Source organism: Leptolyngbya sp. FACHB-8 (genome assembly GCF_014695575.1).
Lineage (GTDB): Bacteria > Cyanobacteriota > Cyanobacteriia > Elainellales > Elainellaceae > Vacuolonema.
Genome location: NZ_JACJOO010000084.1, coordinates 171,929 through 196,540, shown reverse-complemented (window position 1 = coordinate 196,540; position 24,612 = coordinate 171,929). Strand labels below are relative to the sequence as shown.

Below are 24,612 nucleotides of genomic sequence, written 5' to 3'. Positions count from 1 at the left end.
CGCAAGGGAAGCGGAAAATGGAAGCACGGCACTCCTGCCGCCCCAGGTAAAATCTACAAAAACTAACGATTTTGAGGGTTTTTTAGCCTGATATAGGAAGCGATCGCCCTCAACCTTAGCAATAAGAAGTCAGATGAACATAGCGTTGTTTGCAATACCAAAGTAAGATTTCTCTAAGCTGAAAAAAAGTTCGGAGTTGCGGATTTTGTCCTTTTTGTAGCGGACTTGGGTGATGCCTTCGCCATAACAAACAGTTCCGGCAAGCCCTGCCATACTGTTTCTAAGGTATCCGGTGGCTTCTACCAATACATTTCCGTCGTTAGCAACCCTATTTTGCTTAGGACTGCGCCCCCATGTCTTTTTCGTCTAATCAGTTTACGACCTCGACCCAGGCCCCAAAACGACGGCGGCGGCGTGGGGTGGTTCTGACCCCACAGGGGTTTCAAAAAGTGCAGCAGGCTAAAACCGATGCCGAATTTGCTGATAACTTTGGCAATCGTTACACCCTGGAGGCATTGAGTGAACGGACAGGACTCGCAGTAGACACCTTAATGAAGGTCATGGCCTGTGAATCGGGTGTCGATAAGCAGACCTTAAAGATTTTGTTTCGGGCGTTTAACTTAACCCTGGAACCCGTTGACTTCACTCTGCCTCAAGTTTCTGTCGAAGAGATGAATGATGGGGGTGAGCCCGATGATGCTCCAGAGTTGCCGGGAGGGCAGGTACCTCTCGATTCAAGCTTCTACATCCAGCGGGCCACGACAGAAACAGAATGCTACAAAGTGGTGCTACAACCCGGTGGGTTGATTCGTATTAAGGCCCCCCGACGGATGGGCAAAACCTCGCTCATGAGCCGCATTCTGGCCCAGGTATCGCAGCGGGGTTGTCAGACCGTATCTCTGAGTTTCCAACTTGCAGACAAAGCCATCTTTCAAAACCTGGATCAATTTCTACAATGGTTCTGCGCCAATGTAGGCCTCGGGTTACAACTGCCTCGACGCATTGATGATTACTGGGATGATCTGTTTGGTAGCAAAATCAGTTGCAAAATTTACTTTGAACAGTATCTTCTGCCCGGTGCAGAGAAGCCTCTGGTGCTGGCTCTGGATGATGTCGATCGCCTATTTGACTATCCAGATCTAGCGGATGAATTTTTTGGGTTACTGCGCACCTGGCATGAAGAGGCCAAAAACCGTGACATCTGGAAACAGTTACGGATGATTGTGGCCCATTCTACAGAGGTTTACATTCCTCTCAATGTGAACCAGTCTCCCTTTAACGTGGGCTTGCCTGTTGAACTGAAGGCGTTTACTCTGGAGCAAATTCAAGATCTGGTGCAGCGCCACGGCCTCGATTGGCCCCTGGAGCAAACACAGCAATTAATGAACCTGGTGGGGGGATCACCCTATCTGATACAGACGGCGCTCTATCACATCTGGCATCAGGATGTGACGTTGGCAGAGCTTCTCGATCCGAAAACGATCCCGGTTGGCATTTACAGCGAACACCTGCAACGTCAGCATTGGGCACTACAGCAGAACCCAGATCTGGCGGCGGTATTTTCTAAAGTGGTCACGGCCTCTGAGCCGATCCCCATAGAGTTAGTGCAGGGATTCAAACTTCAGAGCTTGGGTCTGGTGCAGATGCAGGGGAATTTAGCTCGTAGCAGTTGCAATTTGTACGCTCAGTACTTCCGCGATCGCCTCCAAGGATCCACCCTATGAAGCTGCCCTCAGCCCTAAATAAGCCGTTGCGCGATCGCCTCCACCGCACGTCCCTGCGACAGGTGTTGATCATTCCCTTCGTGCTGCAACTGGCAGGGGTGGTAGGGTTAATCAGTTACCTGGCCTTTCGTAATGGTCAGGCGGCTGTCAGGGATTTGTCTTCGCAATTGCGCAATGAGGTTACTGCTCGCATTCGGCAGCAACTGGAAACCTACGTTGAAATTCCCCATGCGATTAATCGTATCAACGCCAATGGTGTATTGAGTGGGGATATTGATATTGTCAATGCTCAAGGATTTGGTCAGCTCTGGGAGCAGGCCAAAATTTATCCCAACACCAACCTGATCTATTGTGGGAGTGAGCAGGATGGCTCCCTATTGGGAGTGGGGCCACGGGAGGGCGATCACGCCCTGCAACTGGTGGTTTACAACAGAGCATCGAACTGGGTCGCCAACTACTTCACCATTGATGAAGCCGGACGTCCCGGTCCCCGGTTCAACGTGGGCAAAAACAAGTATGACGCTCGCGTACGCCCCTGGTATAGAGCAGCGAAAGCCCGCATGGGGCCTGCCTGGAGCGAGATTTACCTGGATTTTGATACCGACCTGCCAACCATTACGGCGAGCAAACCTGTTTATAACCTGAGTAACGGGAAACTGCTGGGGGTCTGTGGCACCGATTTTATTCTGCCTGCTGAGATGAGTACCTTTCTGCGCACTCTGAATGTAGGTACGCACGGCCAAACCTTTATTATGGACCGCGAAGGTACGTTGGTCGCTACGTCAACGGGGGAGACCGTTGTTTCGGGGAGTGGAGAGCGAATTAACTATCGTAAAGCCATTGAGAGTGAGGCTCCGCTGGTTCAAGGTACTGCCGTCTTTTTACAGAAATACTTCGGCAACTTTCGCAGCATTCAACGCGAGCAACAGTTGGCCTATAAAGATGGGGAGGGCGATCGCCAACTCGTCCAGGTGCTCCCCTTCCGGGATGGGCGGGGAATTGATTGGTTAATTGTGGTCGTTGTGCCCGAAGCCGACTTTATGGGCCAGATTCAGGCCAGCACCGAACAAACTCTGTTCCTGTCTCTGTTATCTTTAGCGGTTGCTGTTGGAGTGGGCGTTCTCACCGTTCGTTGGATTACTCGACCCATTCTGCGACTCAACCAGGCGGCTCGGGAACTAGCCCAGGGGTACTGGCAGGAACCTGTAGATGTAAATCGTCCGGATGAGGTGGGTGAGCTGGCCCAATCGTTCAACCAGATGGCTCGTCAGTTGCAAGACTCGATCGCAGCTCTAGAAGCGCGTAACGCCGACCTGCAAGCGACCAAAGACGATCTAGCGAAGGCAAATGAACAACTCGCTGCGGTGCTGGATGCCGTCCCTGGTCCCATTTCCTGGATTGCCGCTAATGGCACCTATTTGGGGATCAATTCCTATCTGGCTCAGAATATGCGCATTGCCCCTGAGTCTGTTGTGGGTCGTGCTGTCGGGGTGGTTGGAAATAGCCCTGACTTTGTAAGTTTCATGGTGTCGTTCTTAGCCAGTTCTATGACCTCCACATCTCAGGAGGTTTCCATTCAGGTAAATGGGCAAGAACGCAGCTACTTGATGGCGGCGCAGAAGTATCAGCAGAGCCGTGCCACCGTTGTTGTGGGGATCGATATTACAGAATGGCGCAAAACCCAATCGGCTTTGCGGAAGGCAGAAGTTGCCAACCAGGCCATTGTGAGTGCGATTCCGGATCTACTGATGCGGTTACGGCGGGACGGCACTTACCTCAGCTTCAATGCCACTAAGGCCATGAAAGTGCTGAACCAGACCATTATGCAAGCGGGTACCCACATCAGTGACTCCATGCCGCTCGATAAAGCTGCGGAGCGGATGCATTACGTGCAGCGAACCCTGGAAACTGGGGAACTGACCGTTTACGAATATGAGCTGGAAATTGAGGGGGAAGTGCATTACGAAGAGGCCCGATTGGTTCCCCTGAATAAGGACGAAGTGCTGGTGATGGTGCGCGACATGACCCAGCGGCGCCAGGCAGAGGAAGCCCTGCGGCAGAGTGAGGCCAATAATCGTGCCCTGATTGCGGCGATTCCTGACTTACTCATCCGGGTGAGCCCGAATGGTACTTACCGCGAAATTCAAGGCCGTAGCCGTGTTGCGCTCTACGATGGAGATGATTTTTTGGTAGGCACCAATGTCTACGATTCGCTGCCTCCCCTGGAAGCCCAACGGCGAATGCAGTATATCCAGAAGACTCTGCAAACGGGAGTAATGCAGGTGTATGAGCAACAACTCAACATTGATGGGCAGATGCACCACGAAGAAGTTCGCATGGTTGTGACTGGCCCCGATGAGGTGTTGATGATCATTCGGAACATCACCGAGCAGAAGCGGGCAGAGGCTGCCCTGCGCATTGCCGAAGAGAATTACCGGGGCATTTTTGAAAACGCTCTGGAGGGTATTTTCCAATCCACCCCGGCAGGCACGCTGATTCGCATTAACCCGGCAATGGCGCGAATTTATGGTTATGAATCTCCACAAGAGATGGTGGCCAACATTCAAGACCTGGCCCATCAAGTGTATGTGGACCCGAGCGATCGCCTCGAATTCCGTCGTCGTATGGACGAAGATGGCGAAGTGAAAAACTTGATTTACCAGAGTTACCGCAGAGATGGCAGCATCATCTGGGTGGAGGAAAACACCCGCGCCGTAACGGATGAGGCCGGTAATCTGCTCTACTACGAAGGCATTATTGAGGACATCACCGACCAGAAACGCCAGAAGGAAATTCTGGAGGAAAAGGTAAAAGAACGCACCCAGGAGCTTTCAGACACGCTGCAAATTCTGAAGGCAACCCAGGCAGAATTGATGATTGAAAATGCCCTGTTGCGCACCGAGGAGTCTGCCGAATCTTATGACTACCAGGTTGGGGGGAGTTTGCCGTTAGATGCGCCGACCTATGTGGTGCGGCAAGCCGATCGCCATCTCTACGCCAGCCTTAAACGGGGCGAGTTCTGCTACATTTTCAACTCCCGGCAGATGGGTAAATCCAGTTTGCGCGTGCAAATTATGCGGCGGCTTCAGGCTGAAGGGTTGGCCTGTGCTGCCATCGATATTTCTGAAATTGGTAGCCGTCGCCTCACCCCTGATCAGTGGTATGCCGGGTTTCTCTACACGCTTGCCAGCAGCTTTAATCTCGTCGATCGGGTCGACATTCGGACGTGGTGGCGCGATCGCCAACTTCTCTCCCCCGTTCAGCGGCTCAGCGAATTTTTCCAGGACGTGTTGTTGAAGGAGATCCCCGAGCGGATTATTGTTTTCATTGACGAAATCGACAGTGTTATCAACCTGGATTTTGAAATTGACGACTTCTTTGTCCTGCTACGGGCCTGCTACAACAAACGGGCCGATAATCCTGATTATCAACGTCTGACGTTTGCCCTGTTTGGTGTTGCGACTCCTTCTCAACTAATTCAGGACAAAAAACGCACGCCATTTAACATTGGTCAGGCTATCCAACTTCGCGATTTCCAACTCCACGAAGCCCAGCCCCTACTTTATGGTCTAGCGGAGCAAGTCGGTAATCCCCAGGCGGTGCTGCGGGAGGTGCTGGCCTGGACAAATGGACAACCATTCTTGACTCAAAAGGTGTGCAAACTCATTCGCAACCGTTCCGAAAGCATCCCCTTTCAACAGGAGGAGGCATGGATTACCGACCTGGTGCACACGCAAATTCTGGAGAATTGGGAGTTTAACGACGAACCAGAACATTTGCGAACCATTCGCGATCGCCTTTGCCAGGATGAGCAGCAAGCGACTCGATTGCTCGACCTCTATCATCGGGTGTGGCAACAGGAAGAAATTGTGGTGGCGGATAGCCCCGACCAGGCAGAGTTGTTGCTGTCTGGGTTAGTGATTGAGGAGGGCGATCGCCTTCGAGTGCATAACCGTATTTACGAGAAAATTTTTAATGACACCTGGATTCAACGTACACAGATGACCCTCAACGGCCAGAGATAATTTTAAGTATGGTAACTTCTCCATGCTCAAAATTCATTAAAATGCAGCAACGTTAGAGATACCGTTGTGAAACCCCTTGCTCAATGGATGGCCGCGAGTTCTATTCCAGTTTGATCCGTCTGCATGTGCTACACCATGCCGTACAGGAACCCATTTTTGGGCTTGGCATCATGGAAGAACTGGCCCGTCATGGCTACAAAATTAGCGCCGGAACCCTTTACCCCATGCTGCATGACATGGAACGTAAGGGCTATCTCTCCTCAACGGAAGAGCGCCTGGGTCGCCAAAACCGCCGGCTCTACCGTGCTACCGATCTGGGCAAAGCTACCCTGGAGGATGCCAAAGAAAAAGTTCGCGAATTATTTGGTGAACTATTCGAGGACTCGTAAATGAACTCCACCCTTACGATGGGGCGATCGCCGAAAGGGTGATTGTGTGGAAAGGGCGGGTTTAGCAAAGACGCGTTACTCAGACACAAGCATAACGACAAAACCCGCTCTAGCGATCGCCAGCATCCGTCAACGTTTGCAAGGGCGGGTTTGAGTACTATTCGCGGTTGTGTGGTTAGGATAGCGGCAAAACCTGCCCCTACAGACGATCGCCCCATCCTCTCACCACATGGCGTTTAGCTTCGTAACCGAGCCAGCATGGCTCCCGGATAGTAGTTCGCCAGAATTTGCTGATAATTGTGCCCCTGGCGGGCGAGCTCTTCTGCACCGTACTGACTCATGCCGAAACCGTCGTGGGCTTCGTCTGTGATCGCCTGGGTGGATGCATACAGTGCTTCTAAAATCTGCCCATCATAGGTTAGCACCTGGGCTGAGGTGTCTGAGACCGCTGCGTAGGTGCTGTTTGCTTCGGATTCAACGCCGTTGTATGCTTGCCAGCGCTCATTATTACCCAGGTCAAACCAGGTACTGGCGGGGCGGGAGATGTGAATCAGGGCGTAAGAACGGGCGGCGATCGCCTGAGCCCGTAGAGCATCGGGGTGCCAACTGGCAGGCATCTCTGAGCCAACAACGCTGTACAGGTATTGTTCCAGGTCAATCAGATTAACGGCTAAGAGTTCACCGTCGGCATATACCAGGCTCAAGCGGCCTCGATACCAGAGTCCGTTAACAAAAACGAACCCATCCGCGCCCGGGTCAATCATGACCCCATTTTGAAGCTGCATGGGGCCCAGTTGAATGCCTTGTGTATTCACCTGGGCTACATAACGCGACATGGGCTGCATTGTCCCTTCCTGGGAGCCGTTGAAGGTGCTGACCGTTGCCGCAGTTGAGGTCGCAATTTCGAACTGACTGGGATGATGAGCGATGCGGACACGAATTTGCATCGCTGGAGCCGGCTGCGGGTTAGCGGAATGTCGGGTGGAAGCCGTTTTCTTATCGCTCTTGGCTTGCGACAAACGCCCCGGTAATTGTTGAGTTTTGGAATCGCTAGCGTGCAAATCACCTGTGGAATTGCCAACAGTAACGGATGAAGTAGCTTGCAGTGGAAAAGAGAGGGCGTCTGCCTGCACCGAAAAGATGGGTTGCATGGCGACCGCTCCGGCAAGTCCCAGGCTAAATGCGCACAGTTGTTGGCCCAGATTATTTTTTAGGATTCTCTGAATAGAAGTCATCAACAATACAGCTCAGAACGGTGGGATACCTTTCCTATTCCAAAAGAAGTATTTCTTTAGAGATAGGTCACGAGTTCAGAGTTCCCGCTCTGATCTATTGAGAAACTATTTGTAGTGGGAGAAACACAAATTGCGCTTAATGCGGAAAAGCCATGTTTAAAAAGTTGCTTTCTTATGGGTGATATCTGTGAAAAAACAACTGCTTAACCATCGCTACTCTGCTCAATCTCCTTGAAACTATTGACTCTCTAGATGCTTTAGATAACCTGAGTTCGGTTAAGAGTATTTTTGAGTGCCATGGGTTGTGCGGTACGCGAAAACAATCCATATTTGCGTGCGAAGCACACGCAAATACGAGCACTTCAGCTTTCCCAGGCTGAGGTACACGCATAAATCAGTTCTGTCTCAAACTTGTAATGGGGTGTAGAGGAAAGGAGCCCCTTTCCTCTACACCCCATTAAGGGTTTAGAACATGACTAACTTTTTGGGATGATGCCGTGTATAAAGTACACGGCACTAACTCCTTAGGAGGTTTCTGCATAAGAATTTACCCAGAATGTTGGTGCTTTGCCCGCGAAGCGGGCAAAGCACCAACATTCTGGGGGTAATTTCATTACTGGAAATCTCCTTAAAGTTCCCTTATACAATTTCACTATCGAAATCCGATATATTGATTTGCGTAACACCCCTAAGTCAGGAGTGCGGTTGTGATGCCGAAAGCTGAAGATGACCAGCAGAATCAGGAGGCGATCGCCTATGCAGAGTTGCCCCCATACCAGCAGAAACAGCGGTTGGTAGAATTAGCGACTACATTTTTGCGGTTGGGAGCAATCGCCTTTGGCGGCCCAGCCGCCCACATTGCCATGATGGACGATGAAGTGGTGAATCGTCGTCACTGGATGAGCCGTGAAAAACTGCTGGATCTGCTGGGCGTCACGAATTTGATTCCTGGCCCTAATTCGACAGAATTGGCAATTCACATTGGCTATGAGCGGGCTGGATGGCGTGGTCTGGTTGTTGCGGGTACTTGCTTTATCCTGCCTGCCATGGCGATTGTCTGGGTACTGGCCGCGATTTATGTTCGTTATCAAACCGTTCCTCAGGTCGGTTGGTTGCTTTATGGCATCAAGCCTGTAATTATCGCGATCGTGCTGCAGGCCGTCTGGAAGCTAGGGCAAAAGTCTATCAAAGATACGCCGACTGCAGTGGCGGTGGGGGCCGCGATCGTAGGCTACTTTGCAGGCTTCAACGAAATCGTGCTGCTGGTGCTGCTGGGTGCAGTGGTCATGCTCGTTAAGAATCGCCGAACCAGTGGCAACATTGCAGGTGCTTTTCTGCTGCCTTTAACGGGGACGATAGCCCAGGTCGGGAGCACAACGGTGGCATCGGCTAGTTGGGGCAGTGTTTTCCTGTTTTTTCTAAAAATTGGATGCGTCCTGTATGGCAGCGGGTATGTGCTGCTGGCATTTTTGCAACGGGGGCTGGTGGAGCAAAACCAATGGCTGACCTCTCAGCAGCTTTTAGATGCCGTTGCGATCGGCCAATTTACCCCTGGCCCTGTCTTTACGACGGCTACCTTTGTTGGTTATTTGATTGCGGGAAATGCAGGTGCGATCGCTGGAACCCTTGGTATTTTTCTCCCTGCTTTTGTATTCGTATGGGTTGTTAATCCCTGGGTGCCAAAACTGCGCCAGTCTTCCTGGACGAGCGGTTTTCTAGATGGTATAAATGCTGCTTCTCTGGGGCTAATGGCTGGAGTGACCTACACTCTGGGAGCGGCAGCGTTAGTTGATTGGCTAACGATTACTCTGGCGGTGTTGAGTGCGATCGCTGTTTTTCGATTAAAAATTAATTCTGCCTGGCTGGTGTTAGCGGGTGGGCTAATGGGTCTAGCTGCTCACCTTCTATAGCGCTACACAGGAGTTGATTGGATGATTCACCTTTCAGAAAAATAGACACCCTTACACTGTTGCGGAGAACAGTGTAAGGGATAAGAAACGGGAAAGTGATAGTGCGAGGCACTAAAGACTGCCCAGCTTATGGCTTATTCGTGAACGTGGTAGCCCATGCGGGAAACAGCACTACGGGTAAATGTAATGCGATCTTCCAGACTCAATTTTTTGATTTGATCGGCAAACTCGCGCGTATTCTCAGGTAACTGATAGTTCTCGGGAACACCAATTACAGTACCCTCTTCGATGGCCCGAGCTAATAACAACCAAAAGTCGAGTCGGACACTGCTGAAGAAGGTGCCATAGCTGCGGCTAATGGGAGTATCAACCCCATTCACGACATCTCGCTGAGCCTGTAACTGCTCCTCGCGAGGAAGGGCTAATACTTGATCAACCAGCGCTTGAGTCAGTGTTTCAGTCTGATAAGTGGGGTCAGGATTCAATTCATTTTTGATATCCAACCATCCATACCAAAGCAGAGCCAGCTTGGTATCGGCATCGAAACTCTGAAACATTTCGAGGGGGCGGTTGATCGTTGGATTATCTGTTGTAAAAGTCATGGAGGATTCCTGAATTCAACAAGTAATCGCATGAACTAGCATGCGAGAGGATTCAATCTTTACGTAGCTTAAAGAAGCACGTTTTATATCTGAACTGTCGAATGAAATACTTTTATTTCAATATTAGCGATCGTATTTCTACCTACTGACAGTATTAGCTACGACCACTAAATTCAATTCCTATTGATGAGGTTGGATTATTGATTGAAAGCTGTTTTTAATGCCAACCAGATTTAAAGAATTCAAATATGAAAATATGGACTGTGCGAGATACCCTATGCACAGTCCATGTTGAGATTGCTTGAGAGGAAAACTTCAGTTGTCAGGTACAATGGAGCTTACCGCGCCATGAGTTCAACCTTCTAAGAGTCTTGATTCTGTGTACACATTATGTAGGCAAAATCAACACGTTCAGAAGAAGTATCCAGACTACTGTCATGCCGTTACTGGGGCATCAATGGATGCTTCTTGCAATGTGTGTAGCCGATGATAAACACCTTGCCTATTAAATAATTCATCGTGTCGGCCAACCTCGGCAATGGTACCTTGATCCAGCACCACGATCTTGTCAGCATCGCGAATGGTACTCAGCCGATGGGCAATGATGATAGTCGTACGGGTTCCTAAAATAGACTGCATCGCTTGCTGAATTGCTCGCTCTGATTCGTAATCCAGGCTAGAGGTGGCTTCGTCAAACACTAGCACGTCAGGATCAACCAGCAGTGCACGAGCGATACCCAGCCGCTGTCGTTGTCCACCTGACAGCCGTACCCCACGCTCACCAACCGTTGTGTGATAGCCTTCGGGCAATTGTTCAATGAAATCTTCAGCCTGGGCGATACGACACGCTTCCCGCACCTGTTCCATTGTTGCTGTGGGATTGCCATAGAGAAGGTTTTCTAACAGCGTTCCGTTAAATAAATCTACGTCTTGATGAACGATAGCCAAGCGGCGACGGAATGAGGCAACATCTAGCTTGCGGATGTCCTCTCCGTCAATCAGGATGCGACCGTACTCAGGCTCAAAGTAGCGGAACAGCAGTTTCACTAGCGTCGATTTACCGGAACCGGAACGGCCAACGAGTGCGACCGTTTGGCAGGGTTCAATCAGCAAATTAATGTTGTGCAGTACCCCACGTTCAGGGTTGTAACCGAAGGATAGGTTTGAAAAGTGGACTTTTCCCGTGAAACGATATTGCTGGCGATCGCACGGCAATGTTGCAATTTCCGTCGGAGCGTCACTTCCAGCAGGCTGCTGCATCAACTCATGGAATCGCAGCATGGGAATGTAACGTTTCGCCAGGGTTTCAGTGAGGTTATGAATGGGAGTTAATTCTGCATAGGCCATGTTGGCGATCGTGAAGGTGGTGATGAAGTGCCCTAAAGAAATCCGATGCTGAGCCGCTGCGAGCAGCGTAAAAGACAACACTGAGAAGACGCAACATTGCACCAGTGTATTTTGCCGACAGGTAAGCTTGACATAACCTGTATGTATGCGATGATGCAGAACTTTGTATTCGCGCTCCAGCCGCTCTGCCTGGCGTTTTAGCTCGGTAGCTTCGGTAGCAAATGCCTTGACTGTCTTGATGTTGTTGACAATTTCAGCAGTACGGCTATCGGTATCCTCGCGGTAACGTTCAACACGTTTTTCCTGTTGCACCAATTGTCGCAATCCCTTCAAGTTAATACTCAGGATCAATACAAAGGAAACTAGCAAGACAACAGCGATTCGCCACTCGATAAAGCTGACAATAATGAAAATGCCAAACAACCGACAGAGTTTTGGAATGAGTTGTCCAGCGACTTCGCCAAAGGCCCAGGTATGGTGAGTGATTCCACTCGTAATACGCCCTGATATACGCCCCGAATTATTCTCGTCGTAAAAGGCAACAGGTAACGTTAATAGTTTTTCTAGAGACTTTCGAAAGTTATCTCGTCGCGCCCGCAATGCTGTACTCCAACTGAGCCAGGAACTAATCCAGGGCTGGATAGGCGCGCGGACTACGGTTGTCATGAAAATAATACCGAGCAGCACGCTGAGGGTGAGGGTGCGATCGCTCGGCTTCTGTGTGAACCGCGCCACCGTGTTGACCAGTCTCTGCACAATTTCATCAACAGGTTGGTCGGATAGGGCATTGAGTAATTGCCCCATCGTGTAGGGAGCGACCAAATCAATAAGTTGAAAGGTGCTGATTCCTACAGTACTGAGCAACGCTACCGCCCAGTAAGGGCGATAGTACCCTGCAATATCTCGAATACTTGCCATCTCAATCTTTGCGTTACATCTATAGCAAAGTCTCAGCTAGCAAGGAACCCCCGGTCATCCGCGTATCCTCTACCTTTGGACAGATAGATAAATGAGGAAAGTGTGTTTTATTTTGTCTCTACCAGTTATCTGTTTATAAGCTTAGGCTACCCAAAAATAGCTCTAATCCTTGCCAAGAACACGATTACAACGTTCTAAGATGTGGCATGGCTACTTGTTCGCTCGATCGTAACACTTACGTTTGAGCCAAATATAGGAGTAGATTTTATAACTCTATACGTTTCATTGATACTTGCATGTCTACGTGTTCTCTTCAAATGTTTTTCTACCTTTGAAAGGTGAGTTAAATAAACTGTAATTCTTGTATAACGGTTATTGTACTTATTTAATTCGATATTCCTGCTCAATTCACAACTTATCCAATTTATAATTCCTGCTTACCTTTCATGATAAAGGTTGTTTATTCCTCGGCCAGCATGATGTATCAAAAGTAACTTGTAGTGTACGTGTAATTATTGTTGTTTTATATCTGTTTGCTGATCAATGTAGTTTCACGTAAAAGAGAATAAATTTTGGTGTTGGTTTCTAATTCGTTTAGCTTATGTAATGCGTCAATAATACTTGAGTTGCTTATATATTAGTATTGCTGCAATCTCTGTCGCAGTAATTGTGCCCGTTTATTCACTTGCTCCAGGTAATAAATGACATCTAGACTGATTAAGAAAAAGCACATATTTGTTTTTAATGTCAACTATCTAATCTTCACAATATTTTTTGGATGACCTCTTGATTTGCGATCGCAGTCGTAACCTCGTATTAAATCTGTGACCTCGCGTCAAATAAATATTTCTTCAGATGGAATATACTGCCTTTGTGAATAGATGGCCTATGCCATAGGCGGTAGATTTTACCGTATATTCGTGTCACCCATGCTCAAGGGACTGTGAAATAGGTTCCCGTATTTTTGCGGAAGTAATAGGGGTTTATATTCCAAGAAAGCTTGAAATTTGCCTGGTGAATTAAATCGCTATTCCAGGAACTTTTTGCAAACGCGAGGATTTACGGGCATTTCACTGAAATTCTGCAATACAAGTTTCCGTAATCTCACGAAACACGAATCATCACTGGGGCGGTTATCACTAGGCTGTAGAGGCGTGCTCTTACCGCGGATGAGGTCTGACTTTGGCTCATGGCAGCCAAAGGCTGACTTCGATTTTTAGCGTCTAAAACGCTTCCTGGATGTTCCTGTCGATCTCACTTCCCTGTTTTGTGCTCACCCTTCGGCCGTAGACGACTTCGAACGTTGCGTGCCGTTCGCTGAAAGGGTGCGGCTGAGTCTGCACATTCATCGTCAAACGTGTTCAAATGCTTTTCCGCAGGCAGATCGTCTCTATCTGCTTCTACGGAACTGAGCATCCTGGGCATCGACATTGCATCGCCGCCCTAGAGAGGGGCTGCAATTGCATTCCTGTTCGTCACTTTGCACGACCAACCTATTCACACTATTTCAGAGGAATTGGATTATGGCTAACCTGACTGCTGGATCTACCGGGCGGGCGATCGCCTTCATTGATGCTTCTCTGACCGATAAGAGTGGGCTTATCAGCGGCTTGAAACCTGGTACAGAAGTTATTCTGCTCAATTCTGAGCAGGATGGGCTGATGCAGATTTCTCAGGCTTTGGCTGGGCGATCGGGGGTTGGGAGCATCGAAATCTTCTCCCATGGCAGCGCGGGATTGCTGCAATTGGGGGGAAGCCAGGTCACTGTGGGCCATTTGAATGATTCGGCAGGCCAGATTAGCCAATGGGCCAATGCCCTCACAGAAACGGCTGATATTCTGCTCTATGGCTGCGATGTGGCGGCTGAAGGTAACGCCTTCATTCAACGGCTCAGCGAGCTAACTGGAGCTGACGTAGCGGCCTCCAATGACCTGACCGGAGCTGGGGGCGACTGGGATTTGGAAGTTGTAACCGGAAAAATTGAAACCCAGGTTACTCAAGTTGCGGGTTACACAGGTACGCTCAACGTTATTACAGTTACCAATACGGCTAATAGCGGGGCCGGGTCGTTGCGGGATGCGGTCTCCCGTGCCGTCTCTGGCACTGTGATTAACTTTGACCCAAGCCTTGCAAATCAGGTCATTACCCTCAGTAGCGAAATCACCATCCCGGCGGGCCGCAATATCACCATTGATGGCACTGGCGTTACTAATGTCGGCATCAGTGGCAACCGCGTCACCCGCATCTTCCACGTCCAATCCAATCAGAGCCTTCCCACCACCTTTACCATCAAGAACCTTTCCCTGGTGGATGGGTTCACCGCTGAGAACGGCGGCGCTATTCGGGGAGAACATCGAGCTTCTATCATTGTGCAAAGTGTCAGCTTCTTGCGAAACGTGGCTAACGAAGCAGGTGGAGCGATTTACAGCCCCTGGGAAAATAATCTTCGGGTATCGGGTAGCCGTTTTGAAAATAACCGGGCCGTCGCGGGAAATAATGAGCGGGGAGCGGGAGCGATCGCCTTTGCTAGCCCTGGCGCTCTCACCATTGAAAACACCTCCTTCACCGGCAACACAGGGATCAATGGTGGTGCAGTGAATAGCCTGAACGGTAAACTCACCATTACCAACAGTCGCTTTGTCAATAACAACACCCTCTCGGGCCGATTTGACTCGGGTCAGCCCAATGATTTCCTGCGAGGGTATGGCGGTGCTCTATATGTAGATCGAGCCAGTTCTACGACCCAGACCTCCGGCTTTGTGAACATTAACGGCACCGTTTTTCAAGGAAACCAGGGCCAGGGAGAAGGGGGAGCTGCCTACATCTACACGGCTGGACAGGATCGCGTAGATATTGGTACAACGTTGTTCCAGAACAACTCGGTGCGGGCTTTGACGGGCGGTGGCAGTGCTGGCAATGGGGGCGCTTTAGTGCTGATGAGCAACGAGGTGAACCGAGGGTTAAATCTCAACCGCACTTCCTTTGTCAGCAATATTGCTTCAAACCAGGGGGGTGGCCTGTGGATGATGAATGCACCAACAGCTATCACAAACAGCACCTTTTCGGCAAACCGAGCCAATGGTAACGACTACAATCGCCTGGGGGGCGGGATGGTGTTGCGTGGCAATACCACCATTGTGAATAGCACCATTGCCAACAACTATGCTGGCTGGGTAGGTGGGGGCATTCTTGCTGCAAGCGGCTATACCGTGACCGCACGCAACACCATCTTCTACCGCAATACTGCTGGCAATGGAGGCAATACCTGGAATATTCAGCAACACACAAACCGACCCCTGACTAACGGTGGTGGCAATATTCAGACAGGACGGGCTAATGATGATGTGGCTGTACAAAACATCCGTTTTGTAGATGCGAAGCTGGCGGCATTGGCGACCAATGGCCATACTTTCTTGCTGAGCCATGCACTCCTCTCTGGTAGTGCCGCCATCAACACCGGGGTTCTTACTGGTGCCCCTAATATCGACCAAAGCGGTACCACCCGTGATGCTCAGATTGATGTCGGTGCTGAAGAGTTTATTGCTAGTCCTAGCTCTAGCCCTAGCCCTAGCCCCAGCACCTCCAATGTTATTCAGGGCACCGCGGGAGCCGATCGCCTGAATGGGACCGATGGTGCTGATGTCATTTCCGGTGGGGATGGCATTGATGTGCTGCTAGGTGGTAAGGGTGGCGATACCCTAACAGGAGGGCTAGGAAGCGATCGCTTCATCTACTCAAGTACATCCTTAGCGGGGGCGTTGCAACAATCTCTGGTCGCTGCCCCCGATCGAATCACGGATTTTGCGCCGACAGCAGCCGATCGCATTCGCCTTGACTACGATAACAATCTGGGAACTCCTAATGTGCCCCAGGCCATGTTTAATCTCGGAACTGTCAGCGGTACCACACTTGCAGCCGCATCTCAGGTGGCTTTTGCCGATAAAGATTTAGCTTTAGCGGGGAGTCAGACCCTGGGGGCCTCAGAGGCCGTGATGTTTATCTGGCAGCAACGTCAGTACATCGGGGTGAACGATACGCAGGCAGGATTCCAGGCCGCTACAGATTTGATTGTAGATGTGACAGGAATTAAGATGCCCTTGGCTGATACAACAGCCTCCACGCTACCTGTATTGAATTACTTTGGTTAGAAGCTGAAATGTAATTGAGAGAACTCAAAAGATGCTTGGCGCTTAGCGCCAAGCATCTTTTTCTATCATCTATAGCCTTGGTCACGTTCATTAACCTTAATTTGGGGTAAACCAAAATGGAAATTTTTGAGTGCCGCATGCTGCGTGGCACTCGAAAATTTCCTTAACCCGAACCCAGATTAGTTGGGTGCATCCCACTTTTGTAGGTGAAGCGGACGAAGCCCGCTTCACCTACAAAAGTGGATTTCCAAATTTGCAAAAGTGGGATACACCCGATTAGTTCGAGTATCAGGAGCGACACTCAAAATAGTGGGAGTGGCGGAAATTAGCGTAATTCCTGTGGTGTCCAGGTGGGGCCGGGACAGCGGGGGCCTTCCGCTGTCCATTGCAACGGGTCAATGCACATGCGGCGGGCTTCCATGTTGACATCCCAGGCATGATAGATGATGTACTCGGTTTGACGATCGGGGCCAAGGGTAATGGAGTTGTGGCCGGGGCCGAGAACATAGCCGGGATGCGATCGCAACACCCGTGGCCCCTCCTCATTGCCTGCATCGGAATATGGCCCCATAACGTGATCTGCTACTCCATAATCAACACCGTAGCTGTCGGTTTCCCACCGTCCACCACTGTAAAAGCAGTAATAGCGCCCCTCATGTTTGCGAACGCAGGGGCCTTCTAACGTGTGCCAATCGTAGATGCCGCCATACATGGGGCGATCGCGCAGAAACCGCTGCCAGTCAGAACGTGCCCGCAGTACAACCCTACCCTCACCTGCCAATTTGGTCATGCTTTCCAGGCGATCGACCATTAACGCTGTGCCTGCCCGAATGCCGCCTTCAGCATCCAGAAAATCCTGGGCATAGAACAAATACCACTGCCCGTCATCATCCTGAAAAGCGTGGGGGTCGATGGCAAAAGGTGTGGTTTTGGGATCGACCAGGGTTACACCGCAGTCTTTGTAGGGGCCAAGGGGGCGATCGCTCGTTGCCACCCGTAACTGATGGTTCTTATCCTCATGCCCAACGGAATAGTAGAGGTAGAAACGCCCATCGCAGTAGGCCATCTCCGGAGCCCAAAAGTTGTCTCCTAGAGCTGGATCAGGCCGCTGAAGTGCCTTTCCGGCCTCATGCCAGTTGATCAAATCTTCCGATTGCAGTAGTGGGAAAACATATCGCTGACCAACTTCATCCACCTCTCCGGCGGCTTCCGCTGGCCCTGTACCGATTGCGTAATAAATCCCTTCATGCTGCCAAACGAAAGGGTCTGCGAAGTACTGGCTGTAGACGGGGTTGGTGTACGTCGTTTTCATTTGCATAGATTTGACCTGATAACCAGAAGGGGCGATCAAGGGTTGGCAGGTTCCTATGCTGGAGGAGTTCTGCGCTGAGTGGTGCGATCGCCTTCACTCACATTCCACCCTTTGACACTCCCCATTCTGAGAAGTTATTGCCCTAATCACCTCATCCAATTTCAGGATTTTGGCGTGGGTGGTTCTGCGGCTTCTCCTGCAATGCCTTAAGGATGTGAAAGCACAGCTTGAGTAGAAAGATCAGAAAGCCAGCACTGGGATTGAGCCAGGTAGCACCACTCACGACCACGAATCCGATTAATTTAATCCACTGTTTCTTGTTCATAGGAGCCTCTGCAAATCGACTCCACTAGCATCGTCAGTGTGTGCGTGAGATCTGATGCGTGAGTTGTATGAGTTGCATGAGCTAAAACTAGAACAGCAAAATTTTTGAAATTTTTGGTTTTCTATGACTGGGCGATCGCTTCGAGCATCCGCAGAGGGCATTCAAATCATCCGCAAGGCAATCAAGCGGGATGGTTGGAAGCAGGATGAGCTGAAAGACGAGCTTGGTTTGAAAACCCGTCAGCCAATTACCCGGTTGCTTCGGGGAGAAGCGATTGAGCGGGTTACGTTTGAGGAGCTTTGTCAGCTATTGGGGGTGAGGGTTGAGGATGTGGCGGTTTTAGAGGTTGAGCCATCCTCAGAAAAGCCTGATATGGATGAGATGGTGCGGGAGATGCGCGATCGCATTCGCCCTCTTATTCAAGAACGGTGTGGGACGATGCGCGTGTTGGATATGGCGCAACCGATCGGTCTGGGCGAGATCTATACCCACGCCAACATTTTGGAAAAAATCACCGCGCGTAGAGGGTTGAATCTAGAGCAATTGTTGGCACAAGTCTCACCAGAAGACTTTGAGCGGTTTAGCCTGGGAGGGGTCGCAGAAAAGCGGGTTCCGGGATTGGAAGCTGTCGAGCAGCACAACAAGCTGATGATTTTGGGTAAGCCGGGAGCCGGGAAAACCACGTTTCTAAAGCACCTGGCGATCCAGTGTATCGGAGGCCAGTTTCAGGCCGATCGCGTGCCCCTGTTTGTGACCCTCAAGGATTTTGCAGAAGCAGAGGAGCAACCAAATGTGTTGGCCTACTTGAGTACCTTGATTTCAGCAGCGGGAGAGGGGCAACCAGCCCTGTCCAAAACGGTTGTAGGTGTTGAATCTTTACAGACACTTCTGAGAGAAGGACGCGCCCTCATTCTCCTGGATGGATTGGATGAAGTGCGCGAAACGGATGCCTCGCGAGTGTTGCGCCAAATCCAACAGTTTTCTGAATATTATGCCCGTAATGCCTTTGTTATCACCTGCCGGATTGCTGCCCATGAGTACATCTTTGAACGATTTACGGAGGTGGAAGTCGCAGATTTTGATAATGACCAGATTGCGGATATTGCTGGAAAATGGTTTCGCTGTAAACAGGATGAGGTCAGAGCAGAACGGTTTTTGGCGGCGCTAAAAGCTCATCCGCCGATTCGCGAATTAGCCAGTAGCCCCTTGTTGTTGATGCTGCTTTGCCTAGCATTTGAAGACTCCAGTGAGTTTCCGGTAAACCGCGCTGAATTCTACAAGAGGGGCGTGGATGTGCTGCTAAAAAAGTGGGATGTGAAGCGCAATATTGAGCGTGATCAGGTTTACAAAAAGCTGTCTCTGCCAGGCAAGGAAAACCTACTCAGTCACATTGCCTATCACACTTTTGAAGCTGGCAGTTACTTTTTTAAGCAAAAAGACCTGGAACAGCAAATTCGGGAGTTTATTGCGCATCTGCCCGAAGCCAGCAGGGACGGGCAAACCTTGGAACTAGACAGCGAAGCTGTGTTGAAATCCATCGAAGCTCAGCATGGTTTGTTTGTAGAATGTGCCCGTGGCATTTATTCCTTTTCTCATCTCACTTTTCATGAGTACTTTGCGGCGCGAGACATCAAAGAAAAGGCAAACTTTCAGCCCTTGACCCAAAATTTGACTGAGAAACGATGGCGGGAAGTCGTCTTACTGACGGTGGGAATGGTACTCCCAGCAGACGAGTTGTTGCGACAACTCAAACAGGCTACGGATGATTTGTTAGCTAAAGATCTAGGCCTTCAAGGATTTTTAAGCTGGGTTTTTGAAAAATCATTGTCTACCCATACTTCTTACAAATCTGCGGCTGTTCGTGCCTTCTATTTCACCCTCAGTTTTGAACGTGACTACAATTACAATCTGCGTGGCTATGACTGTGCCCTTGATAATGCCCTTGACTGTGCCCTCACTCGTGATCTTACCCTCAGCTATACCCTTGTTCTCAATTTTGATATTGATTTTGACCGTGCTCTTAACCGTGCTCTTTCCGTTGCCCTTGCCTATGACAAGATTAACGAATCTACCGAAGTTGCCTATACCTATGCTATTGTCCGCACTATCGTTTGTAATTACGACTTTTCTCGTGCCTGTTATTTCCTACGCCAGTTAAACAGTAAGCAGGAGTACGTACTCCTAACTCATCTAGAAAACCTACTTGCTCAGCTACCAGATCCTAAACAGATAAGTGATATTACAGTGGAGTGGTGTCTACAGAATATACAAGCATGGGCCAGTCAACTACAAGCCGTAATGATTGAACACCGCAATATTGGCTATGACTGGCATTTTAGTGATGCTCAGAAGCAACAACTGAAGCAGTATTACGAGGCCAACAAACTGTTAGTGGCTTGCCTCAATAGCGATTGTTATGTCAGCCGGGGTGTGCGGGAAGAGATCGAGGAAACCTTATTGCTGCCGATCGCTGAAATTAAGAAACGTACCCATTGAAATCTGGGTAGTTATTTCAATGGCGATCGCCCTCCCCACAACCTTACTTCCTAAATCAGCCCAGATTTATGCAGCGGTGTTTGCGATCGCCTCTCCCAACCGCTTCAACACTTGAAATGCTGCTTGCAATTCACTTGCGACTGTATAGATCGAAAAAGCCCGCGACAAAGCGTACTGAGGTGTTGGTCGCGTCACAAGTTTGATGAACACAATGTCATCACCATTTGTGAGCACACCAAATCTAGGTTTCTCAGCATTAGGGTTTGCCATCATATAAACCAGTGCTTGCGGCAGAGCTGAGCGCGTTGAAATCATAGTCTTCTTCGATTCCAGCACCATCACCCAAAGTTGCTGCTGCAAAATCAAAATGTCAATCCGTCCCCGTAGAATTTCTTCTCCATCGCTGAGGGCAATTTCAATCGCAGCTTCCGCCTTCATCTTGAATGGCGGGTCATAAAAACCTGCTAGCTCCAAAAGCGGTGATGCAACCAGTAGAGTTACAGCCCCCTCCAACAGTTCTCCATCGGCTCTGTGATATAGCAATCGGCGGCGTATGGTGTCTAAGGCAGTCTGCTCAGTTGCGCTGATAGGCGGTAAGGCTGAACACCACTCCTCGAAAAACGATTCTTCCGCACGACTCAAGTTGAGCTTGGCTTCAGCCTCCGCAAGACTTTTGACCGCATCCGTAACAGCAAACACCTGAGCCATAGGTTCCTCATGCATCCCTGCTTTTGGGGCATCAGCAGGTATTGATTCCATTTTAGGGAAGCTACAAACCGAATCCCAGCCCAATCGCTAAATTTCCCGAAAGTCTGGAAGCTTTGCGAAAGCCCTGTGATACGCTTTGCGTTGGTTATCTATCGCACCGTTGATGGGGCCGTTGCCTGCGACAATTTGCGGTTGGTTGCCAAACAACCCGCTTAAGACTTGACGGAAGGGAGATTGACGATGAGCTATCGCATGGATCGACGCGCCTATGCCGACACCTTTGGCCCTACGGTGGGCGATCGCATCCGCCTGGCTGACACGGCTCTAATCATTGAGGTAGAGCAGGACTACACCACCTACGGGGATGAGGTAAAGTTTGGCGGCGGCAAGGTGATCCGTGATGGCATGGGGCAGTCACCCATTTCCCGTGAAGATGGTGCGGTGGATCTGGTCATTACCAATGCGCTGATTCTGGATTGGTGGGGCATCGTTAAAGCGGATGTGGGGATTAAGGACGGTAAGATTGCAGCGATCGGTAAAGCCGGAAATCCCCAGATTCAAGACAACGTAAATATTATTATTGGGCCGAGTACCGAGGCGATCGCCGGGGAAGGCATGATCCTCACGGCGGGTGGCCTGGATACCCACATTCACTTCATTTGCCCGCAGCAGATTGAGGTGGCGATCGCCTCCGGTATTACCACCATGATCGGCGGCGGCACCGGGCCAGCGGCAGGTACCAACGCAACGACCTGTACCCCCGGAGCCTGGAACATTTATCGCATGCTGGAAGCGGCGGAAGCCTTCCCGATGAACATTGGCTTTTTGGGTAAGGGCAACAGCAGCCAGGAGAAAGGACTGAACGAGCAGGTGGAAGCGGGGGCGATCGGCCTCAAGCTCCACGAAGACTGGGGGACAACTCCAGCAGCGATCGATACCTGTCTCACCGTTGCGGATCAATACGATGTGCAGGTTGCAATTCACACTGATACCCTGAACGAAGCAGGGTTTGTGGAGGATACCATCGCTGCATTCAAAGGCCGTTGTATCCACACTTACCATACGGAAGGGGCAGGTGGTGGTCACGCTCCGGACATTATCAAAGTCTGCGGTGAACTAAACGTCTTGCCTTCCTCTACCAACCCCACTCGCCCCTACACTATCAACACCCTGGAAGAACACCTGGATATGCTGATGGTCTGCCACCACCTCGATCGCAGCATCCCGGAAGATGTGGCCTTCGCAGAGTCGCGGATTCGGAGGGAGACAATCGCCGCTGAGGATATCCTGCATGACCTGGGAGCCTTTAGTATTATCTCTTCGGACTCTCAGGCCATGGGACGAATTGGGGAAGTGATTATTCGTACCTGGCAGACGGGGCACAAGATGAAGGTGCAGCGGGGAGCGCTGGCAGGGGATAGCGATCGCAACGATAACACCCGTGCCAAACGTTACGTCGCCAAGTACACCATCAACCCCGCTATTACTCACGGTATCTCTCAGTATGTTGGCTCTGTAGAAGTGGGCAAATTTGCAGATCTCTGCCTCTGGCGGCCGGCCTTCTTTGGGGTCAAACCGGAACTGGTGTTGAAGGGCGGTTTGATTGCCTGGGCGCAGATGGGAGATGCAAACGCGAGTATTCCAACTCCGCAGCCCGTACACATGCGGCCTATGTTTGCTAGCTATGGCAGTGCTATTCATCACACCTCGTTCACCTTCCTCTCCAAAGCGGCCATGGAAAACGATGTGCCCCAACAGCTCAAGCTCAAACGGCAAGCGCTTCCAGTTTCTAACATCCGGCAGCTTACAAAGAAGGACATGAAGCTGAACGATGCAACTCCCCACATCGAAGTAGATCCCGAAACTTACGAGGTTCGTGCCGATGGGGAACTGCTTACCTGTGAGCCTGCTAGCGTCCTACCCATGGCCCAGCGTTATTTCCTGTTCTAGAAAATAGGCCCGATACTGTCACGGTTTAGCCAGTAGAGCGCAAACGAGCCTTTGTGCTCTACTCATACTGTTTATTGCCATCGCCTGGTGAGTCAGAACGGAAGCTATTGAAAGCGGTGCCTATTGGGTGCGATGCATGGCTTGGAACGTAGGTTAAGCATGATCTATGGCTTGCAGTATTTAATTTGGTGAGGTACGAGAGACAGATATGGAACCCTGTCCCACATCTATCTCTCGTACCTCGCCAGATCGAAAGGGCTTATATGCTTAGCAATCTGCGAAGACTGAGATGCCCATGCTTGACAATCTGCAAACGTAGTTTTCTGCGTCCATGCTTCTAAGATGGGTTTATCGCCTATTTGATTGATCAATCGTCTCGTTGTTTCCTGATCTCCGGCTAAACATGCAAATCTAGCAAAATTATTGATATTCCATGCGCTAGGATAGCGGGCAATAATATCCTCAAAACCCAGCTTCATCTTTTCCCAACTCACACGCGAACTTCCGAATGGATTGTCTATAAAATCAGTGTTGGAATCAATCGCTCTCCAGTAAATGCGCGTATACATTCCTTGTCCTTCGCATTGACTGGTTATAGTCACAGCATCATCTGCGAAAGTTTCAGCTTCCTGATAGCTGCCACCCCACTTAGGGGATAGATTATCAAATACTGCTTGATAGGTTTCCTGATAATAAGGCTCTTTAGATAATGCCTCTCGTAATAGCTTTTTGACTTCTAGTCGGCTCCAAGACTCGGCTTGAGCGACTTTGAACATACTGACATACCATTGGGGATCGGCACTTGCAAACTCTCTAGTTTGCTGTAGATGAACTCTCGCCAATTCAACATTTTTATAAAAAGGAGCCCACGCTTCACGAGGAACTTCACGAGCATATCCGCCCCCTCTAAACTGCCAGGCGCGATCTAGTAGAAACCGACTATAAGCAATATGGGAAGCAGGCGACTGAGGATATGCCTGCATCCACTGCAATAACTGTGCTTCAAACGCTGCGATATCTTTTTTGTTGTCAGGGTGATCAAAGTCCGTACCTGCATAAAACATCTGTAGTTTCCATCGCCCCCCTGGGGTTCGGCTTGTCCTTTGTCTGTATAAGCTGTAATAATCCTCTAAAGTCTTAAAGTCGCCTGCTGCGAGAGCATTCGCTACTTCCGAGGCAATCTCTAAGCGAATAGTCATTTCCAATTGGTTAGAACTTGGAACTTCAACACAGGGTATGGTTGCAGCTGGAATACCCGATGCAATACCCGTTCTGACAATAGACACCTCATTCATGTAGTGTACGACAGAGCATCCGGGAAGAAATAATAGTAATGCTAAGAAAATAGTCCTTTGTATCTTGAACATCATGATGCAAGTACGAGTCGTTTGTATTTTTCAGTTATGAAGCAGCAAGAAGGGGCTCAACAGGTAATTTTCGCTGGGGTCTGTTCTAAAGCTTTTTTGTACGTTTCGAGCCTGAAAGAACAACTATTTTAATCAGTTCTAAAACACATCCTAGCT

13 protein-coding genes and 2 pseudogenes are annotated in these 24,612 nt (G+C 50.0%); 8 read left to right on the top strand and 7 right to left on the bottom strand.

The window, feature by feature from the left end:
* Nucleotides 1–353: 353 nt before the first annotated feature.
* The 4 genes and pseudogenes from H6F91_RS24215 to H6F91_RS24205 all read left to right on the top strand — a co-directional run bounded on the left by H6F91_RS24215 (nt 354) and on the right by H6F91_RS24205 (nt 6,138).
* Nucleotides 354–1,724 carry an AAA-like domain-containing protein gene (locus tag H6F91_RS24215; RefSeq protein WP_190775096.1) on the top strand — a complete coding sequence of 457 codons (1,371 nt, stop codon included), beginning with the start codon at nt 354–356 and terminating at the stop codon, nt 1,722–1,724.
* Nucleotides 1,721–4,504 (top strand): annotated as a pseudogene (locus tag H6F91_RS24210) (PAS domain S-box protein); the annotation flags it as partial. The gene H6F91_RS24215 and the pseudogene H6F91_RS24210, both read left to right, overlap by 4 nt.
* Nucleotides 4,505–4,519: 15 nt before the next feature.
* A pseudogene (locus tag H6F91_RS28650) lies at nt 4,520–5,749 on the top strand (AAA-like domain-containing protein); the annotation flags it as partial.
* An 83-nt stretch (nt 5,750–5,832) separates the two neighbouring features.
* Complete coding sequence (locus tag H6F91_RS24205) at nt 5,833–6,138, top strand: PadR family transcriptional regulator (protein WP_190775094.1); 306 nt, start codon at nt 5,833–5,835, stop codon at nt 6,136–6,138.
* 236 nt (nt 6,139–6,374) lie between these two features.
* On the opposite strand, the gene H6F91_RS24200 is transcribed toward H6F91_RS24205, so the two are convergent.
* Entirely contained in the window at nt 6,375–7,373 is a 999-nt protein-coding gene (locus H6F91_RS24200) for a SpoIID/LytB domain-containing protein (protein WP_190775093.1), read from the bottom strand.
* A 710-nt stretch (nt 7,374–8,083) separates the two neighbouring features.
* Between H6F91_RS24200 and H6F91_RS24195 the strand changes: the two genes are divergently transcribed.
* The gene (locus tag H6F91_RS24195; RefSeq protein WP_190772367.1) at nt 8,084–9,283 is read left to right on the top strand and encodes a chromate transporter; all 1,200 of its coding nucleotides are present in this window, start codon (nt 8,084–8,086) and stop codon (nt 9,281–9,283) included.
* A gap of 134 nt (nt 9,284–9,417) precedes the next feature.
* On the opposite strand, the gene H6F91_RS24190 is transcribed toward H6F91_RS24195, so the two are convergent.
* Nucleotides 9,418–9,885 carry an orange carotenoid protein N-terminal domain-containing protein gene (locus H6F91_RS24190; protein WP_190772366.1) on the bottom strand — a complete coding sequence of 156 codons (468 nt, stop codon included), beginning with the start codon at nt 9,883–9,885 and terminating at the stop codon, nt 9,418–9,420.
* Between the two features lie 435 nt (nt 9,886–10,320).
* Nucleotides 10,321–12,150: an ABC transporter ATP-binding protein gene (locus tag H6F91_RS24185; RefSeq protein WP_190772365.1), complete on the bottom strand. Its 1,830-nt coding sequence runs from the start codon at nt 12,148–12,150 to the stop codon at nt 10,321–10,323.
* Nucleotides 12,151–13,673: 1,523 nt separating this feature from the next.
* Here H6F91_RS24185 and H6F91_RS24180 point away from each other — a divergent pair.
* Nucleotides 13,674–16,298 carry a DUF4347 domain-containing protein gene (locus H6F91_RS24180; RefSeq protein WP_190772364.1) on the top strand — a complete coding sequence of 875 codons (2,625 nt, stop codon included), beginning with the start codon at nt 13,674–13,676 and terminating at the stop codon, nt 16,296–16,298.
* A gap of 325 nt (nt 16,299–16,623) precedes the next feature.
* Here H6F91_RS24180 and H6F91_RS24175 read toward each other — a convergent pair whose 3' ends face one another.
* Together H6F91_RS24175 and H6F91_RS24170 are read right to left on the bottom strand one after the other, a co-directional pair.
* Complete coding sequence (locus tag H6F91_RS24175; protein ID WP_190772369.1) at nt 16,624–17,610, bottom strand: glycoside hydrolase family 43 protein; 987 nt, start codon at nt 17,608–17,610, stop codon at nt 16,624–16,626.
* A gap of 151 nt (nt 17,611–17,761) precedes the next feature.
* Entirely contained in the window at nt 17,762–17,935 is a 174-nt protein-coding gene (locus H6F91_RS24170) for a hypothetical protein (RefSeq protein WP_190772363.1), read from the bottom strand.
* Nucleotides 17,936–18,058: 123 nt separating this feature from the next.
* Here H6F91_RS24170 and H6F91_RS24165 point away from each other — a divergent pair, with 123 nt between their 5' ends.
* Nucleotides 18,059–20,431, top strand: coding sequence for an NACHT domain-containing NTPase (locus H6F91_RS24165; protein WP_190772362.1), 2,373 nt, complete (start codon nt 18,059–18,061; stop codon nt 20,429–20,431).
* A gap of 66 nt (nt 20,432–20,497) precedes the next feature.
* Here H6F91_RS24165 and H6F91_RS24160 read toward each other — a convergent pair whose 3' ends face one another.
* Nucleotides 20,498–21,139 (bottom strand): type I restriction enzyme HsdR N-terminal domain-containing protein, encoded by a 642-nt coding sequence (locus tag H6F91_RS24160; protein WP_190772368.1) that lies wholly within the window; start codon nt 21,137–21,139, stop codon nt 20,498–20,500.
* Nucleotides 21,140–21,379: 240 nt separating this feature from the next.
* Here H6F91_RS24160 and ureC point away from each other — a divergent pair, with 240 nt between their 5' ends.
* Complete coding sequence (gene ureC, locus H6F91_RS24155; protein ID WP_190772361.1) at nt 21,380–23,089, top strand: urease subunit alpha; 1,710 nt, start codon at nt 21,380–21,382, stop codon at nt 23,087–23,089.
* Between the two features lie 227 nt (nt 23,090–23,316).
* On the opposite strand, the gene H6F91_RS24150 is transcribed toward ureC, so the two are convergent.
* Nucleotides 23,317–24,384, bottom strand: coding sequence for a DUF4034 domain-containing protein (locus H6F91_RS24150; protein ID WP_190789521.1), 1,068 nt, complete (start codon nt 24,382–24,384; stop codon nt 23,317–23,319).
* Between the last annotated feature and the right edge of the window lie 228 nt (nt 24,385–24,612).